The sequence below is a fragment of the Streptomyces silaceus genome, from assembly GCF_001419745.1.
Taxonomy (GTDB): Bacteria; Actinomycetota; Actinomycetes; order Streptomycetales; family Streptomycetaceae; genus Streptomyces; species Streptomyces silaceus.
On record NZ_LIRJ01000377.1, the window covers coordinates 1 to 15,815 of the forward strand.

General features: G+C 69.8%; 14 protein-coding genes and 1 tRNA gene. 10 read left to right on the forward strand and 5 right to left on the reverse strand.

Going from position 1 to position 15,815, the window contains the following annotated elements; genetic code table 11:
* From AOK22_RS30295 to AOK22_RS30330, 8 genes are all read left to right on the forward strand, one after another.
* Positions 1-283 (forward strand): TOBE domain-containing protein (locus AOK22_RS30295; protein ID WP_157872320.1); only part of this gene is annotated, 283 nt, incomplete at its 5' end.
* Positions 276-1,202: a 2-aminoethylphosphonate ABC transporter permease subunit gene (locus AOK22_RS30300; RefSeq protein ID WP_107102071.1), complete on the forward strand. Its 927-nt coding sequence runs from the start codon at positions 276-278 to the stop codon at positions 1,200-1,202. The genes AOK22_RS30295 and AOK22_RS30300, both read left to right, overlap by 8 nt.
* Positions 1,189-1,986 carry an ABC transporter permease gene (locus AOK22_RS30305; RefSeq protein ID WP_055701921.1) on the forward strand — a complete coding sequence of 266 codons (798 nt, stop codon included), beginning with the start codon at positions 1,189-1,191 and terminating at the stop codon, positions 1,984-1,986. Before AOK22_RS30300 ends, AOK22_RS30305 begins: the two co-directional genes overlap by 14 nt.
* 51 nt (positions 1,987-2,037) lie before the next feature.
* Positions 2,038-3,123: a 2-aminoethylphosphonate ABC transporter substrate-binding protein gene (locus AOK22_RS30310; protein WP_055701922.1), complete on the forward strand. Its 1,086-nt coding sequence runs from the start codon at positions 2,038-2,040 to the stop codon at positions 3,121-3,123.
* 159 nt (positions 3,124-3,282) lie between these two features.
* Positions 3,283-4,776: an alkaline phosphatase family protein gene (locus tag AOK22_RS30315; RefSeq protein WP_208606468.1), complete on the forward strand. Its 1,494-nt coding sequence runs from the start codon at positions 3,283-3,285 to the stop codon at positions 4,774-4,776.
* Between the two features lie 74 nt (positions 4,777-4,850).
* Positions 4,851-5,630 carry an HAD-IIA family hydrolase gene (locus AOK22_RS30320; protein ID WP_055701923.1) on the forward strand — a complete coding sequence of 260 codons (780 nt, stop codon included), beginning with the start codon at positions 4,851-4,853 and terminating at the stop codon, positions 5,628-5,630.
* A gap of 116 nt (positions 5,631-5,746) precedes the next feature.
* Positions 5,747-6,292 carry a hypothetical protein gene (locus tag AOK22_RS30325; RefSeq protein ID WP_055701924.1) on the forward strand — a complete coding sequence of 182 codons (546 nt, stop codon included), beginning with the start codon at positions 5,747-5,749 and terminating at the stop codon, positions 6,290-6,292.
* Between the two features lie 16 nt (positions 6,293-6,308).
* Complete coding sequence (locus tag AOK22_RS30330; protein ID WP_055701925.1) at positions 6,309-6,974, forward strand: class F sortase; 666 nt, start codon at positions 6,309-6,311, stop codon at positions 6,972-6,974.
* A 304-nt stretch (positions 6,975-7,278) separates the two neighbouring features.
* On the opposite strand, the gene AOK22_RS30335 is transcribed toward AOK22_RS30330, so the two are convergent.
* Entirely contained in the window at positions 7,279-8,037 is a 759-nt protein-coding gene (locus AOK22_RS30335; protein WP_055701926.1) for a GAF and ANTAR domain-containing protein, read from the reverse strand.
* A 158-nt stretch (positions 8,038-8,195) separates the two neighbouring features.
* Between AOK22_RS30335 and AOK22_RS30340 the strand changes: the two genes are divergently transcribed.
* Entirely contained in the window at positions 8,196-9,227 is a 1,032-nt protein-coding gene (locus tag AOK22_RS30340) for a glycoside hydrolase family 6 protein (RefSeq protein WP_055701927.1), read from the forward strand.
* Positions 9,228-9,338: 111 nt separating this feature from the next.
* On the opposite strand, the gene glxA is transcribed toward AOK22_RS30340, so the two are convergent.
* From glxA to AOK22_RS30360, 4 genes are all read right to left on the reverse strand, one after another.
* The gene (glxA, locus tag AOK22_RS30345) at positions 9,339-11,276 is read right to left on the reverse strand and encodes a radical copper oxidase GlxA (RefSeq protein ID WP_055701928.1); all 1,938 of its coding nucleotides are present in this window, start codon (positions 11,274-11,276) and stop codon (positions 9,339-9,341) included.
* A complete protein-coding gene (locus AOK22_RS30350) occupies positions 11,273-13,267 on the reverse strand; it encodes a glycosyltransferase family 2 protein (protein ID WP_055701929.1) in 1,995 nt (664 codons plus the stop codon). Before AOK22_RS30350 ends, glxA begins: the two co-directional genes overlap by 4 nt.
* A gap of 302 nt (positions 13,268-13,569) precedes the next feature.
* Positions 13,570-14,283 carry a FadR/GntR family transcriptional regulator gene (locus tag AOK22_RS30355; RefSeq protein WP_055701930.1) on the reverse strand — a complete coding sequence of 238 codons (714 nt, stop codon included), beginning with the start codon at positions 14,281-14,283 and terminating at the stop codon, positions 13,570-13,572.
* A 140-nt stretch (positions 14,284-14,423) separates the two neighbouring features.
* Positions 14,424-14,497 (reverse strand) — tRNA-Lys (locus AOK22_RS30360).
* A gap of 230 nt (positions 14,498-14,727) precedes the next feature.
* Between AOK22_RS30360 and AOK22_RS30365 the strand changes: the two genes are divergently transcribed.
* Positions 14,728-15,815 (forward strand): peptidoglycan-binding protein (locus tag AOK22_RS30365; RefSeq protein ID WP_208606469.1); only part of this gene is annotated, 1,088 nt, incomplete at its 3' end.

Here is a 15,815-nt window from a genome sequence, read left to right on the forward strand (position 1 = left end):
GTTCGAGGTCGACACGGGGGAGGTGGCCGCCGGGGCGACGGCCACGTTGTGCGTGCGGCCGCATCTGGTGGGGCTCGGGGACGGGCCCAATCCTCTGCGGGGGACGGTCTCCGAGGTCCAATGGCGGGGCGCCACGCATCGGTTGTACGTGGACGTGGGCGGGGAGCGGGTCAAGGCGGACGTCCGGGAGCTGCGCACTCCGCCCGGCATCGGGGACTCCGTGACCTTGCACTTCGCGCCCGAGGACGCGGTGCTGCTGTCCGCGGGGGTGACCGATGGGTAGTCCCGCTGAGCGCCTCCTGGAAAGGGGGCCCGCGACGGGGGCCGTGCCCGTCCGTTCCGCGCGGCGGAACGCCGGCCCGCCCCAGGACCGGTCGCGTCGGCAGGTCCCCCGGTTCGTCTGGGCCCTGCCCCCCGTCGCCCTGCTCTCCCTCTTCTTTCTCTATCCCCTCTTCCTCGTCGTCCAGCAGTCCGTGCGGCCCGACACGGGTGGGACCTCTCTGGAGCCGTACTCCGACGTCTTCGCCTCCGAGGCGTTCCGGGAGGCGCTCGGGACCACCGTGTGGCTCGCGGTCGGGGCGACCGTGGGATGTCTCGTGCTCGGGTTCGCGCTCGCGCTGATCATCGCCTTCGTGCCGTTCCCCGGCGGGAAGGCCGTGTCGAAGTTCATCGACGTCTTCCTCTCCTTCCCGTCCTTCCTCATCACCCTCGCCCTGCTGTTCATCTACGGGACGAAGGGCATGGCCAACGGCGTGTGGACGGACGCCACCGGGGCCGCCGAGGGACCCTTCCAGTTCCTCACCACCCCGTGGGGCGTACTGCTCGCGGAGATCACGTACTTCACGCCGTTCGTGATGCGGCCGCTGCTCGCCGCGTTCTCCCAGATGGACACCGCGCAGATCGAGGTCGCCTCCAGCCTCGGCGCGAAGCCCGCCCGCATCGTGCGGCGCGTCATCCTGCCCGAGGCGCTGCCCGCGCTCGCCGCCGGCGGCAGCCTCGTCCTCGTCATGTGCCTCAACGAGTTCGGGATCGTGCTCTTCACGGGCGCCAAGGGCGTCACGACGCTGCCGATGCTCGTCTACAGCAAGGCGATCCTGGAGTCCGACTACCCGGCGGCCTGCGTCGTCGCCGTCGTCAACATCGCGATTTCCGTGGGCCTCTACGGCCTCTACCGGGTGGTGAGCCGTCGTGTTGGTGCATAGCCGCAAGGGGAAGTGGGCGACCTGGGTCCTCTTCTTCGTGCTCTTCCTGCCGCTGTTCGCGCTGCCGCTGCTCGTGATCCTCGCGGCGTCGTTCTCCTCGCACTGGTCGGGGGCCTTCCCCTCCGGGTTCACCGCCGAGCACTACGCCTCCGCCACCCGCGGCGAGTCGCTCCAGGCGCTCACCACCAGCCTGGTGACGGCGGTGAGCGCGAGCCTGCTGGCGCTGACCGCGGGGGCCTGGGCCGCGCTCGCCGCCGCCTCCTTGAAGAAGGGCGGCAAGAGAGCGCTCGACGCGCTGTTCATGCTGCCCGTCGCCGTGCCGTCCGTCGTCGTCGGGCTCGCGGTCCTGGTCGCCTTCTCCAAGCCGCCGATGATCCTCAACGGCACGCGCTGGATCGTGATCCTCGCGCACACCATTCTTGTCACGGCGTTCGCCCACCAGTCGGTTTCGGCTGCCATCGTGCGTCTCGACCCGGCGTACGAACAGGCCGCCGCATCCCTCGGCGCCCGGCCCTCGTACGTCCTGTGGAAGGTGAAGCTGCCGCTCCTGCTGCCGTCCCTGAACGCGGCCGCGGGGCTCTGCTTCGCGCTGTCCATGGGCGAGTTGAGCGCCACGATGATGCTCTACCCACCGGACTGGATGCCGCTTCCCGTGCAGATCTACGCGGCCACCGACCGCGGCTCCACCTTCACCGGTGCCGCCGTCGCGGTGGTCCTGATGGCGGCCACGCTGCTCGTGCTCCTCGCCGTCTCCCGCATCCGCACCCGCGCCTCCTATCGCTGAACCGCCCTTTCCCCCGAGGCTCTTCGAGTTCTTCAAGGAGTACGAAACGTCATGTCCCGCCTTACCCGCGTCCGTCACGTCCGCACGATCGCCGCCGTCGGCGGCAGCCTCGTCCTCGCCAGCTCCCTCTCCGCCTGCGGCGGCAGCTCCGCCGCCTCCGACGAGAAGGTCGTCACCGTCTACAGCGCCGACGGCCTCAAGGGCGAGAACGGCGACGGCTGGTACGACCGGGTCTTCAAGGACTTCGAGAAGAAGACCGGCATCAAGGTGAACTACGTCGAGGGCGGCTCCGGCGAGATGGTGCAGCGCGCCGTCCGCGAGAAGTCCAACACGCAGGCCGACGTCATCATCACGCTGCCCCCGTTCATCCAGCAGGCCGACGAGAAGGGCCTGTTGCAGGCCTACAGGCCCAAGGGGTCCGAGGAGGTCGACGGCGCCGACAAGGCGGCCGACGGCAAGTGGACCTCCGTCGTGAACAACTACTTCGGCTTCATCTACAACAAGAAGGAGCTGGCCGGCGGCAAGGCCCCCAAGACGTGGGAGGACCTGACCGAGGGCACGTACAAGAACAAGGTGCAGTACTCCACGCCCGGCGTCGCGGGCGACGGGACCGCCGTGCTCATCAAGGCGATGCACGACTTCGGCGGCAAGGAGCCGGCGATGGCGTATCTGAAGAAGCTCCAGACCAACAACGTCGGCCCGTCCGCCTCCACCGGCAAGCTCGCGCCCAAGGTCGACAAGGGCGAACTCCTCGCCGCCAACGGCGACGTGCAGATGAACTACGCGCAGTCCAAGGACATGCCGAACCTCGGCATCTGGTTCCCGGCGACGAAGAAGGACCCGGGCAAGCCGACCACCTTCGCGCTGCCGTACGCGGCGGGCCTGGTCACCAAGGCGCCGCACGGCGCCAACGCCAGGAAGTTCCTGGACTACCTGCTCAGCCAGGAGGCGCAGCAGCAGGTCAGCGAGATCGGCGGCGGCTTCGCGGCCCGCAAGGACGTCAAGGCCACCGACGCCAACGCGGTCGCCCTCGACAAGATCATCGACGGTGTCGAGATCTTCGAGCCGGACTGGGCGGACGTCTCGAAGAACCTGCCCTCGTACGTGGAGGACTGGAAGTCGGCCACGGGCAGCTGAGCGTTCACCCTTCGGTCCAAGTGTTCATCCCGAGAGTCCTGTTCGCCGCGCCGGCCCGCGCGGAAAGATAGCGGACAGATAACGGGTCTGGTCCCAACGCCCCTGGAGATCCAGGGGCGTTGGTGTGCGCTCCACCCCCACGCCGCATTGGAGGATCACGTGTCGAAAGCACTCTCCCGCCGCTCCCTGCTCCTGGGCGCCGCCGCGGCGACCGTCGCCGCCGGACCGCTCGCCGGTGTCGCGCGCGCCGCCGCGAAGACGCCCAAGGTCCTGGTCATCGGCCTCGACGGCGCCCTGCTGAACAGAATCAAGGACGCCGACACCCCCACGCTCAAGGGCCTGATGGGCGCGGGCCTCACGGCGCCCAGCGCCCTCTACGCCCAGCCGCTCGCGCCCACCTCGTCCGGGCCCGGCTGGTCGACGCTCATCACCGGTGTCTGGCCCGACAAGCACAAGGTCGTGAACAACGAGTTCACCGGCCACCAGCTCGCGAAGTACCCGGACTTCATGACCCGGATCGAGGCCGTGAAACCGTCCCTGCGGACGTACGCCGTGGCGTCCTGGGCGCCGATCACCGACATCGTCTTCTCCGCGAAGGTCGACGCCCGGGTCTCCACGCCCTCCGCCGAGTACGACGCGGGCACCACCTCGCGCGCCGTCGCCGAGGTCGCGAACGGCAACCCCGACGCGGTCTTCGTCCAGCTCGACAACGTCGACCACGCCGGGCACGAGAGCGGCGCCGCCAGCCAGGCCTACCTGGACGCGCTGCACGGCGTCGACACCCAGGTCGGCCAGATCCTCGCCGCGGTCACGTCCCGTGCCACGTACGGCTCCGAGGACTGGCTGGTCATGATCACCGCCGACCACGGGCACACCGACGCGGGCGGCCACGGCGGCTCCAGCTGGGCCGAGCGCCAGACCTTCGTGATCGCCACGGGCGGCACCGTCACCCCGGGCTCGGTCCGCCACGACGTCCGCATGCCCGACATCGCCGTGAGCGCCCTCGCCCACCTCGGCGTCGCCGTCGACCCGGCCTGGGGCCTGGACGGCCGTCCGATCCAGCAGCCGGCGCCCGACGACTTCGACGCGCTGCGGGCCAAGCTGACCGGGCCGGTCGACGAGACCGGCATCGGCTCCGGCGTCCTCGGCTTCACGCACACGCCGCCGAGCGGCTGGAGCGTCGACAACGCCAGGATGGGCACCGGCGGCGTGACCGAGTGGCGCGGCTGGTCCTTCACCACGGACGAGTTCTGGACGAAGGCCGAGCGCGACCAGCGGCGCGAGAACAACATCCGGGCGCGGGGCGTCTTCGCGGTCGCCGACGGCGACGAGTGGTCCGACACGTCCTTCTCCGGCACCTTCGACTCGACGCTGGTCAGCCCCGCGTACGAGGTGACGGGCGGGCGGCGGGCCACGCTCACGTATACGACGTACTACCGCCAGGAGGCCCCGCAGAAGGGCGAGGTGCTCGTCTCCTACGACGGCGGGGCGCCGGTCGCGGTGCGGACGTACACGGCGGACACGCCCTCCGTCGTCGAGACCATCGCCCTCGACGTGCCCGCGGGAGCGCGGAAGGCTCAGGTCCGCTTCCGGTACACCGGGGGCAACAACTGGTACTGGGTGATCGACGGGGTCAAGATCACGGCTTCCTGATTAGGCTGGGGGGCGTCGGCACAGCGCTGTCCCGGCGCCCCTCAGTTCCCACGCTTCCCGCAGGAGTGCACCCCATGGCAGAGCGCAAGCCCATCGAATCGTGGCTCACCGACATGGACGGCGTGCTCATCCACGAGGGAGTGCCGATCCCCGGCGCCGACGCCTTCATCAAGAAGCTCCGCGACTCGGGCAAGCCCTTCCTGGTCCTGACCAACAACTCCATCTACACCGCGCGCGACCTCCAGGCCCGGCTGACCCGCATGGGCCTCGAAGTGCCCGTGGAGAACATCTGGACCTCCGCGCTCGCCACCGCGAAGTTCCTGGACGACCAGCGTCCGGGCGGCACGGCGTACGTCATCGGCGAGGCCGGCCTGACCACGGCCCTGCACGACATCGGGTACGTCCTGACCGACCACGACCCGGACTACGTGGTCCTCGGCGAGACCCGCACGTACTCCTTCGAGGCCATGACCAAGGCCGTCCGGCTCATCAACGGCGGGGCCCGCTTCATCTGCACGAACCCCGACGAGACGGGCCCCTCCACGGAGGGCCCGCTGCCCGCCACCGGGGCCGTCGCGGCGCTGATCACCAAGGCGACGGGCAGGACGCCGTACTTCGCGGGCAAGCCGAACCCGCTGATGATGCGGACCGGCCTGAACGCGATCGGGGCGCACTCGGAGACGAGCGCGATGATCGGGGACCGCATGGACACCGACGTCCTCGCCGGCCTTGAGGCGGGCATGGAGACGTTCCTGGTCCTCACGGGGCTGACGTCCCGCGCCGACATCGACCAGCACCCGTTCCGCCCCTCGAACGTCGTGGACTCCATCGCGGACCTGGTCGACCGCGTCTAGCCGCCCGCCCGCGGTGCCCGGGCGGGGGCGGCCCCCAGGGGCGCGGTACCCGTTTGCCCCGTATCAGGATGCGGACGGGCCCGCGGGGCGTGAATCTCGGATACAGGAGGTTCACGATGCGTATACGTTCCCTTGCTGTCCGTGGGGCAGGAGTGGCCGTCGTCCTGGCGGTCTCGATGCCCCTCGGTGTGGCCCAGGCCCACGACGACGGTTCGGTGCGGGCCACCGTCACCCCGGGCAGCGCGGCGCCCGGCGCCACCGTGGAGGTGAGCGTCTCGGGCTGCGACGGCACGACCGGGTCGGCCGGCTCGGGCGCGTTCGAGGGGGACGCCCAGCTCACCGGCCGTGACGGCGGCAAGTACGCCCTCAACGGCAGCGCCCGCATCCGCCACGGCGTCGCCGGCACCTACGACGTCACCGTCACCTGCGACGGCCACCCCCACCAGCGCGCCGGCACCGTCCACGTCATCCGGCACCACCCGGACCCGGTCTCCCCGGTACGGGCCGGAGGCGGCGGCACCGCGCACCTGACCACGGCCGCCTCCGCCGAGGCCGCCGAGGCGGGACCCGGCACCCGGCACGCCGTGATCGGCCTGGTCCTCGCCGGTGTCGCCGCCGTCGCCGTGGCCTTCCGCAGCGTCCGCCGGCGCCGCTCCGAGTGACGGGCGGGCACGGATCATGTCCGGCGGTGAGCGCGCGCCCGGCTCCGGGCGGCTGCTGACCGGCGTCGCCTGGGCGGTCCTCCTGGTCGGCCTGTGGCTGTGGGGCAGCGACGCCGTGGACCTGCGCGGCGGGATGTCCGCGCCCACGACGGGCGACGCGGCGGCCGTCGGCCGTCCCCTCGGCGTCGAACTGCCGCCCGCCCACGAACCGCTGGCGCCCGCCCGCCCGCACCGCGTCGACGTGCCGTCGCTGAAGGTGCGGGCCCCGGTCGCGGCCCGCGGCCTGGACGCCGAGGGCGCCATCGACCCGCCGCCCTTCGAGCAGCCGGGCACCGTCGGCTGGTACGGCGGCGGCACCCGCCCCGGTGCGCCCGGCGCCGCCCTCTTCGTCGGCCACGTCGACACCGAGACCAGGCCCGCCGTCTTCTACGACCTGAGCGCGGTGCGCCCCGGCGAGAAGGTCAGGGTGGCCCGCGACGACGGCACCGTCGCGGAGTTCACCGTGGACGACGTCCAGGTCCTCACCCGCGACCGCTTCGACGCGAAGAAGGCGTACGGCGCACGCGAGGAGGGCCGCGCGGAACTGCGCCTGATCACCTGCGGCGGCACCTTCGACAAGGCCACCCGCACCTACACGGCGAACGTGGTCGTCTCGGCGTACCTCACGGGAGTCGGCCGCTGAACCCACCGCGGCCGTCGGCCCCCCGGGCCGCTACCCGGCCCGGTCGACGGCCCGCTCCCCCCGGAGCCGCCGACCGGGCTGGTCCTCGACCGCGCGCGCACGAGCTGCGGGAGGAACCCGGCGCCGGCGCGGGAGGTGCGGGGACCATTCCCGAATGGGGGAATGGCCGACAAGGCCGGGGGCTTGGGCCGTGCAACAGACTCTAGAACGAATGAGCGCGCGGGCCTAGAGGGCGTTGGCGGTCGAATGACGCCAAGTCGCCGAGCCCTTTCCCTCCGTGATCGCCGCAGGTCGCACGGGATTCTCAGGAAGGTTCGGACCTGTTGCCCCGCAGCTTTTCCCCGGCGATCGATCCCTTGATCACCTGGGTGGCGACCACGTCGATGACCTGCCGCTCCCTGCGCGCATAACGCCGCAGGGCTTCAAATGCCTCGTCCATGTCCACGTTCCAGCGCTCGGCGAGTATGCCTTTGGCCTGTTCAATGCGAATACGGCTGTCCAGCGCGGTCTGGAGTTGCCGGGACAACGTCCGGTACTCGGAGTGAGTACGGTGATTGGAGAGGCCCACCGCGGCGGCACCCGCGAGTGCCTGGGCGATCCGCAACTCCCGTTCCGACGCCACCACATGATGCCGCGCGGGCACAAAGACATTCAGGACGCCGAGCACGTGGCCGCGCCGGCTGATCGGCACCGCGTACGTCCCCGCGATCCCGTACTTGTCGGCCTGCTCGGCGAACTCGGGCCACCGCGCCCCCGCACCCCCGGCGTCGATGCGCACCGGCGCCACCGGCTCACCGGTGCCGAAGCTGTCCACGCACGGGCCGCCGCAGCACTGCACCTCCAGCAGATCGCGCACCGCGGCCTGCCCGCGGCTGCACGCCACCAGCCGCACCGGCTCGTCCCCGCCGGTGTACATCACCCCGGCGCCCTGGGCGCCGAGCAGTTCCACGGAACGGTCCGCGAGCCATCTCAAGTACCGCTCGGGGTCGAAGTCTTCGGTCAGAGTGTCCGCGGTCTCCACCAGGACCTCCGCAAGCCGCAGTTCGCTGTCGCGGTCTCGCATGTCCCATCCACCTCCACTCCCCGCGCACTGCGCCTACCCCGTCCTGGCGGGCTGTAACAGCTCTCCTACAGCTCCTTGTGCCACGACGGGCGGGCCTCGTGGGCAGGGAGTACCTATGTCAGGATTGAGCGACGGACAGTGCACCCAAGGGGGAGTGGATGTACCGCAAAAGCACCGGCCGTGGGCACGGTCTCGCGGCCAGGGGGGTGAGGACGGGAGTGGCGCTCGCGGGGGCCGCACTGCTCCTTTCCGCGTGCTCCTCCGGGGGTGACTCGGACGGCGACACGTCGAGTCCGCCGGTGAAACAACAGCCCAAGGGCAAGGACCCGTACTGGGTCAACCCGGACGGCAACGCGGCCAAGCAGGTCGCCACGTACGACAAGGACGGCAAGAAGGACGACGCCGAGCAGATCCGGAAGATCGCCGAGCAGCCGGTCGCCGAGTGGATCGTCCCGGAGAACGCGGAGGACCAGGCGCGCGGCTTCACCGAGGCCGCCGAGAAGGCCGACCGCGACGCGCTCCTGGTCGTCTACAACATTCCGCACCGCGACTGCGGCCAGTACTCCGGCGGCGGCGCGGCCGACGGCAACGCCTACCGCGCCTTCATCGACCAGGTCGCCAAGGGCATCGGCGACCGCCACGCCACGGTGATCCTGGAGCCGGACGCGGTCCTGCACATGGTCGACAACTGCACGCCGGAGCAGTTCCACGAGGAGCGGTACGACCTCCTCAAGGGCGCCATCGGCAAGCTCAAGTCCCTGAAGAACACCAAGGTGTATCTCGACGCGGGCAACGCGGGCTGGAAGAACCCCGACTCGCTCTGGGAGCCCCTGAAGTGGTCCGGCGTCGAGCAGGCCGACGGCTTCTCGGTGAACGTCTCCAACTTCCAGACCACCGAGGCCAGCACGGAGTTCGGCAAGACGCTCTCGGCGAAGATCGGCAACAAGCCGTTCGTCATCGACACCGCGCGCAACGGCAACGGCCCCTACACCAAGGGCAAGGACCCCTGGTGCAACCCGCCGGGCCGCGCGCTCGGCGAGGCGCCGACCACGAAGACGAGCGACCCGCTCGTCGACGCGTACCTGTGGATCAAGCGGCCCGGCGAGTCCGACGGCACGTGCCGGGGCGGCCCGAAGGCCGGCCAGTGGTGGCCCGAGTACGCGCTGGGTCTGGCGAAGGCGTCCCAGTAGGAGCGCGGAAGACGGCGCGAGCGAGCACGGAAGAGCCGCAGTCGCGTCCGCCGGGCAATCCGGCGGCGCGACTGCGGCTCTTCGTCGGCTGAGCGCGCGGCTTCCCGAGGGCTAGGGGACCCGCACCCACTGCGCCTTGCTCGGCGTCCCCTGATCGTCCGTCACGAACAGCATGTACCAGCCGGACTCGACCAGGCTGCGGTTCGTCGGGACGGTCACGGTCACCGAGTCGTCGGACTTCTTCAGGTCGAGCGCGATCGACGTCTGGTCGATGTCCGTGACGTGCGTGGACGCACTCGGCTTGATGAGGCGGGCCGTCTTGATGGACGACGCGTGCTTCGTCGCGAACGTCCCCGAACCGCCCCGCCGGATCGTCTTCGGCCCCTTGCCCAGCGAGGGCTGCGAGCCGTGGTACAGGTACGGCGGCGTATAGATCTCGATGCGCTGCTCGAAGACGCCCGGCTTCGTGTTGGCCTTGTCGGCGTAGAGCGAGTCCGAGCCGAAGAACATCACGCGGCCGTCGGGCAGCAGGATCGAACCCGAGTGGTAGTTGCGGCCCACCACGGGGTCCGCGACCCGCTTCATCTCGCCCGTCTTGGCGTCGTAGATCCGCGCCTGGTGGATGTTGGAGTCGCCGCGCCCGCGGTAGTCCTCGGAGCCACCGGAGATCAGCACGGTGTCGTCGGGCAGCGTCGAGATCTGCGGATAGCGCGTGCCCTTGTCCAGCTCGGGCCCGTCCGTGAACTTCGGGGCGTCCGCCGTCAGGTCGACGATGCGGGTCTTCTTGCTGGACCGCGTGGACTCGCCGACCCCGCCGCCGCCGACCACCATGTACTTCTGGTCCTGCGCGGGCGGCAGTTCGACCGTGCCGGAGGTCTCCATGAGCTTCTGGTCGCTCAGGCCCGGGATGCCCTGCCACTTGTTGGTCCTCAGGTCCCAGATGCCGGGCTTGCGGCCGACGTCGTCGGGGCCGTACCCCGCGTTGGAACCGGAGTAGAACAGCTTGCCGTCGGCCATCTGGAAGATCGCCGGGTACGTCGGGAACTGCCGGATCCCCTTGGTGTACGTCCACTTCTTCGTCTTCGGGTCGTACACCTCGTTCTTGCCCGGCACCAGCTGGCCGATCTCGTCGAGGCCCGAGGTCGAGAGGATCTTGCCGTCCGTGAGCGTGGTCAGCGTGGGATACCAGCGCGCCTCGTTCATCGGGTCGACCTTGATGTATCGCTCGGCGACCGGGTCGAACTCGAAGGTGTCCTTGATCCCCTGGAAGTCCTTCTTGTCCAGGGCGAGCTTCTGCGCCATGCCGTACACGTTGCGGGTGTCGGCGCCCTTCAGGCCCTGGATCCGGTAGTTGTCCTGGGTGCCCGTCTCGTACGTGGCGCCGCTCTTCTGCGCCTCCACGTAGACCCGGCCGAGACCGGGCTCGGTGCGCAGGAACTCGCCGGTCTGCTTGTCGAAGACCTTCTTCGCCTTCTCGACCAGGAGGCTGTCCTGGGAGACGAACGTTTTTCCGTTCTTCTTGCCCGTGAACTTGGTGCCCGCGGGGATCGTCTTCGGCTCGTCCGGGTCCTCGTTGTGGACGATCATCAGGCCGCCGGCCTTGGTGATGTCGCCCTTCAGCTTCTCGTAGCGCTGGGTGCCGCCCGCGATCAGCAGATTGCCGTTGCCCAGCTGGGTGTGGCCCGTGCAGAAGAGGTCGGTCGGCGTCGGGATCTTCTTGATGGTCCCCTTGACCGGATCCCACAGGCGCGTGTCGAACTTCTTCTTGTCGAAGTTCTTCTGGTTGTTGCCGGAGCCCGCGACGAGCAGGACCTTGCCGGTGTGCAGGAGGGCCGCGTGGATCGTGTTCTGGCGGTACTCCTCGGGGAAGTTCACGACCTCCCAGTGGCCGTTGTCGGCCTTGTACTCCGGCTTGTTGATCTTGTAGTCGTGGTACTTCTCGGAACCCACGCGCCACAGCCAGGGCCCGTTCATCCCTGCCAGCGCAAGGACGACCGCCGCGCCTATCGCGATGCGGCGGGCGCGGCGGCGGCTGGAACGGTCTTTCATTTCTTACGTCCCCCAAGGGAAATCTGCATGGTCTGGTCGGGCGCGGCCCAGCTGGGCTTCTGCTGCGGCGCGTGCGGGGCACCGTGCCCGCCCGGCGGGGGCGGGTCGGCCTGCGGCAGCTGGGCCGTGGCGTCGCGCTGCTGCGGGACCATCGTCTCCGCTCCCTGCGGTGCCGCGGAAGGCCCGGATCGCGCCGCTGACTTGGCCTTCTTCTTGTCCTGCCGCATGCCCCAGCGCCACGCGAAGATCGGCGCCGCCGTGATCAGGAGGGCGAAGGTGGCCCAGGTGATCATCGCGGGGTGGGAGTGCCCGTACATGAACGAGGCCGCCATCGAGGCGCCGAAGACCAGAATGAAGAACAGGTGGATGCGGAAGGTCCCGAACAGCGTGTCGGGGCTCGCCGAATCGCCCTTGGGGGTCACCACGAACTTGCTCTTGCGGCGCAGCGCGGCGTCCATCAGGGAGCGCGCGTAGACCGGCGCCGAGAGCGCCGACATCACCATGCCCGCCACACCGCCGGAGCCCTCGGGCTCGTGCGGGGAGACGTTGTGCCTGCGGTTCCAGATGTAGAGGCCGATCTGGAGCGCCGAGGCGTTGCCGTACAGCATCAGCCAGATGGTCGGGTCGATGTTCACGCCGGACGCGCCGAGGCCCAGGAACAGCGCGCAACTGAGCGCCGCGAGGATCCAGTTCATGGCGGACATCGGGTAGAAGATGACCATCATCGTGTAGTTGAAGAGACGTCCCGGCGGCAGCGAGAACGGCGCCTTCCAGAACTGCTTGAGGATCGTCTCGTACGTCCCCCGCGACCAGCGCAGCTGCTGGGTGAAGAAGTCCGTCCAGGCGTTGGGGCCCTCGCCGACCGCGAGCACGTCCGGCGTGTAGACCGACTTCCACTTCTTGCCGGTCCTCGGGTTCGTCGCGCGGTGGATCTCGAAGCCCGTCGCCATGTCCTCGGTGATCGAGTCGTACAGACCGCCGATCTGCTTCAGGGCCTTGATGCGCACGGCGTTGGACGTGCCGACGAACATCGGGGCGCCGTAGGCGTTCCCGGCGCGCTGGATCAGCGCGTGGAAGAGGAACTGCTGCGACTCGGCGGCCTTGGTGACGAAGTTGTCGTAGTTGCCGTAGACCTGCGGGCCGATGACGAAGCCGACGTTCTCGTCGCGGAAGAAGCCGAGCATCCGCTCCAGGTAGTTCGGCATCGGGACGTGGTCGGTGTCCACCGACGCGAAGTAGTCGTAGTCGTCGCCGTGCGCGTCCAGCCAGGCGTTGTAGTTGCCGTGCTTGGTCTTGGCGCGGTGCGGGCCCTTGGCCATGTTCCACTTCGCCACGCCCTTGCGGGAGAAGTGGTGCACGCCGAGCCGCCGGCAGACCTCCTTGACCTCAGGGTCGTCACCCTCGTCCAGGAGCCAGACATGCATCAGACCGCGGTGACGGATCTTGACCGCGGCCTCCAGGGTCTTCGTCACCATCTCGATCGGCTCCTTGCCGGGCACGAACGAGGTGAGGAAGGCGACTCTGGTGCCCGTCTCGGGCACCACCGGGATCGGGTCGCGGGCGACGAGCGTCGCGTGCGCGTTGGACAGCACGTTCATGCAGCGGAAGAACTCGATCAGGCCGATCGAGACGAGCATGACGACGTCGAGCACCGGCAGCCATTCGTTGGCCACGTAGTCCCGCTCGGTCCAGTGCTCGGGCTGCAGGAGCCAGGCGAGCAGGATCAGGGAGAGCAGTGGCGCCGCGCCCAGCATCAGCGCGGCGCGTATGCGGTGCGGTTCCTGCGAGAGCAGCGAGCGGTACTGCACCTTGTACGGCTTGTTCGGATCGGGCTGGGTCAGAGGCCCGGCGAGCCGGCTGTAGTGCTCGTAGTCGTACCGCGGCAGCGTCTTCTTGATCCTCCGGAACCCGCCCGTCCGATGTGACGGCACCCGCAGCTGGGTCGTCTGTGACGGGTCGTTGTGCCGCGCGCCCGTCGGCGTCGACGTCATGAGTCATCCCCCCGCGCGCGGTCGTGCCGCGCGTTCGTTGGTCCTTCCGCCCGCTCGGGTCCCCCTGTTGACCGTCACGAGCGCATCAGTGGCAGGCCACCGTCCCCTTAGACATAGAACGACAGCCTTCCGGTTGCATGATGCCCCCCTCGACATCGCTTCATGAACGGGACCCCCGTCCCTGCCCCGCCGCGGACCGGACGGGCCCCCAACTGCCCCGTATCGTCCGCCTCATGAGAGCCAATGGCTCCAGGACAGGGTTCTACGCCGCACAGCATGATCGCAAGAGCGAAACAAGGTGTTTACCGGTCATACGAGCGATTTGAGGCAACCACTGGGGTGGGCGGGGTCAGCCGCGTGCGGATGTTGCCGAAGTGTTCCCGTATGGCCCGCTCCGCCCGGAGAACGTCCCCCGACCGCACGGCGTCAAGGATTTCGCGGTGCTGACGGCAGGTGATCTTCGGATCCTGCGGTACGGCGACCAGATCGGTGCGGACTCGGTGGAAGGCGTCCCAGAACGCCTCCATGACCTCGCCGAGCAGCTGGTTGCCCAGGCAACGGTAGAGCGTGGCGTGGAACGCGCGGTCCGTCTCGGCGCGCACCTCGCCGTCCGCGGGCGCCGCCTCCGCGTCCATCCGGTCGACCAGCGCGTCGAGTTCGGCCAGGTCGGCCGCGGGTATCCGGCCGGCGAGGCGGGCGATGAGGCCGGTCTCCACGGCCTCGCGCAGCTCCAGGAGCTGGCGCAGGCTGTCCTCGCCGCGGTAGTGCCCGGCGACGGTGCGGAAGGTGAGGCCCTCGATCATCGGCGCCATCGACATCGGGCCGACATAGGTCCCGAAACCGTGCCGGATCTCGACGATGCCCATGGCCTGGAGCGCCTTGAGCGCCTCCCGTACGGAGTTCCTGCTGACGCCCAGGAGCTCCATCAGCTCGGGCTCGGTCGGAAGGGACGCCCCGGAGGGCAGCCGCTGATCGATGATGAGCTTCTTGATCCGCTCCTGGATGTCGCGCGCCATGGCGCAACGGTAGCGGTACGGGTACGGGGGCCGGTCCGGTACCGGCAGGACGGAGACCGGTCCGGTACGGGCAGGACGGAGCCGGCCAGGTCCCGGCACGACGAAGGCCCCCCGCGTGAACGGAGGGCCTTCGCTGTCGGTGCGCCGCCAGGGACTCGAACCCCGGACCCGCTGATTAAGAGTCAGCTGCTCTAACCAACTGAGCTAGCGGCGCCTGCTGACCTGGACAACTCTACCGGACGCCGGAGGGTGCTCCTGACCACCCGGCGCCCGGCCGGTGCCCGCGGCGGAGGCCGGAGTCGCCCCGGGAGCCCTCGCGGGAGTTCCCGGCGAGCGGCCCGATACATCATTCGGACCGTCAACATGCGGTATCCCGCGACAGTTGAGAAACTGACGGACGTGCAGATGCGCGGACATTCTTTTCTGGGGTGTGAGGGGAATCGCATGGAGGATGCTCCGGTATTCGAGGAATTCGATCCCGCGAGCGACTGCGACTGCCCCGGCTGTATTCACTGGCGCCGGACGATGGCGCACGCGCTTCCGGTGCGGCTCGGCGGCCACCCGGCGGCGCACGGCGCGCGCCGCGCCCTGGTCCTCGCCGCGGCGGCCGGCACGGTGCTCGGCGGCCAGGCGCTGCCGGCGGTGGCGTCCGCGCAGGTCGAGGGCGTTCCGGCGCGGCCGGGGGCGGGGCCGGGCGGCGACGGGCCGGATACGCCGCAGGGCGGTACGAGCCCGCTGCACGGCCCGTCCGGGCGCCCGGCGAAGGCTCCGGCGACGACGCCGGCCAAGGAGGCCTCCGGTCCCGCGTACCGGTCGACCACCCGGGCGGCGATCATCAACCGGGCCAAGAAGTGGGTCGCGGCGAAGGTGCCGTACAGCATGGAGAAGTACTGGTCGGACGGGTACCGGCAGGACTGCTCGGGCTTTGTCTCGATGGCCTGGAACCTCGGCGGCAATGAATGGACGGGCAGCCTGGAGAAGTACGGCGTACGTATTTCCCGGGACCAGCTTCAGCCCGGCGACATTCTTCTCTTCCACAATCCGGCGAACCCCACGAACGGTTCGCACGTGACGATTTTCGGCGGCTGGACCGACTACACGCACACGCATTACATCGCGTACGAACTGGCCCGCCCGCATGCCCGCAGACAGGCCACCCCCTATGCCTATTGGTCCAACGGGGACCGCTATCTGGCCTACCGCTACAAGGGCGTGACGGGCGGCACCCCGGGCGGCTCGGGCTCGGGGTCGGCCTCGTCGCGGTACCCGGGCGCGGGGTCCTTCGGTCCCGGGGCGAACAACAAGTACGTCACCCGGCTCGGCAAGGCCCTGGTGGCCCGGGGCGGCAAGCCCTTCTACCGGTCGGGCCCGGGCCCGCGCTGGGGCGACGCGGACCGCAGGGCCACGCAGGCCTTCCAGCAGGCGCAGGGCTGGCGCGGCAAGGACGCGGACGGACTGCCGGGCCCGACGACGTGGTCGTACCTGATGAAGGGGAAGGGCCGGGACATCCCGGGGTCGGGGTCGGGGGCGGG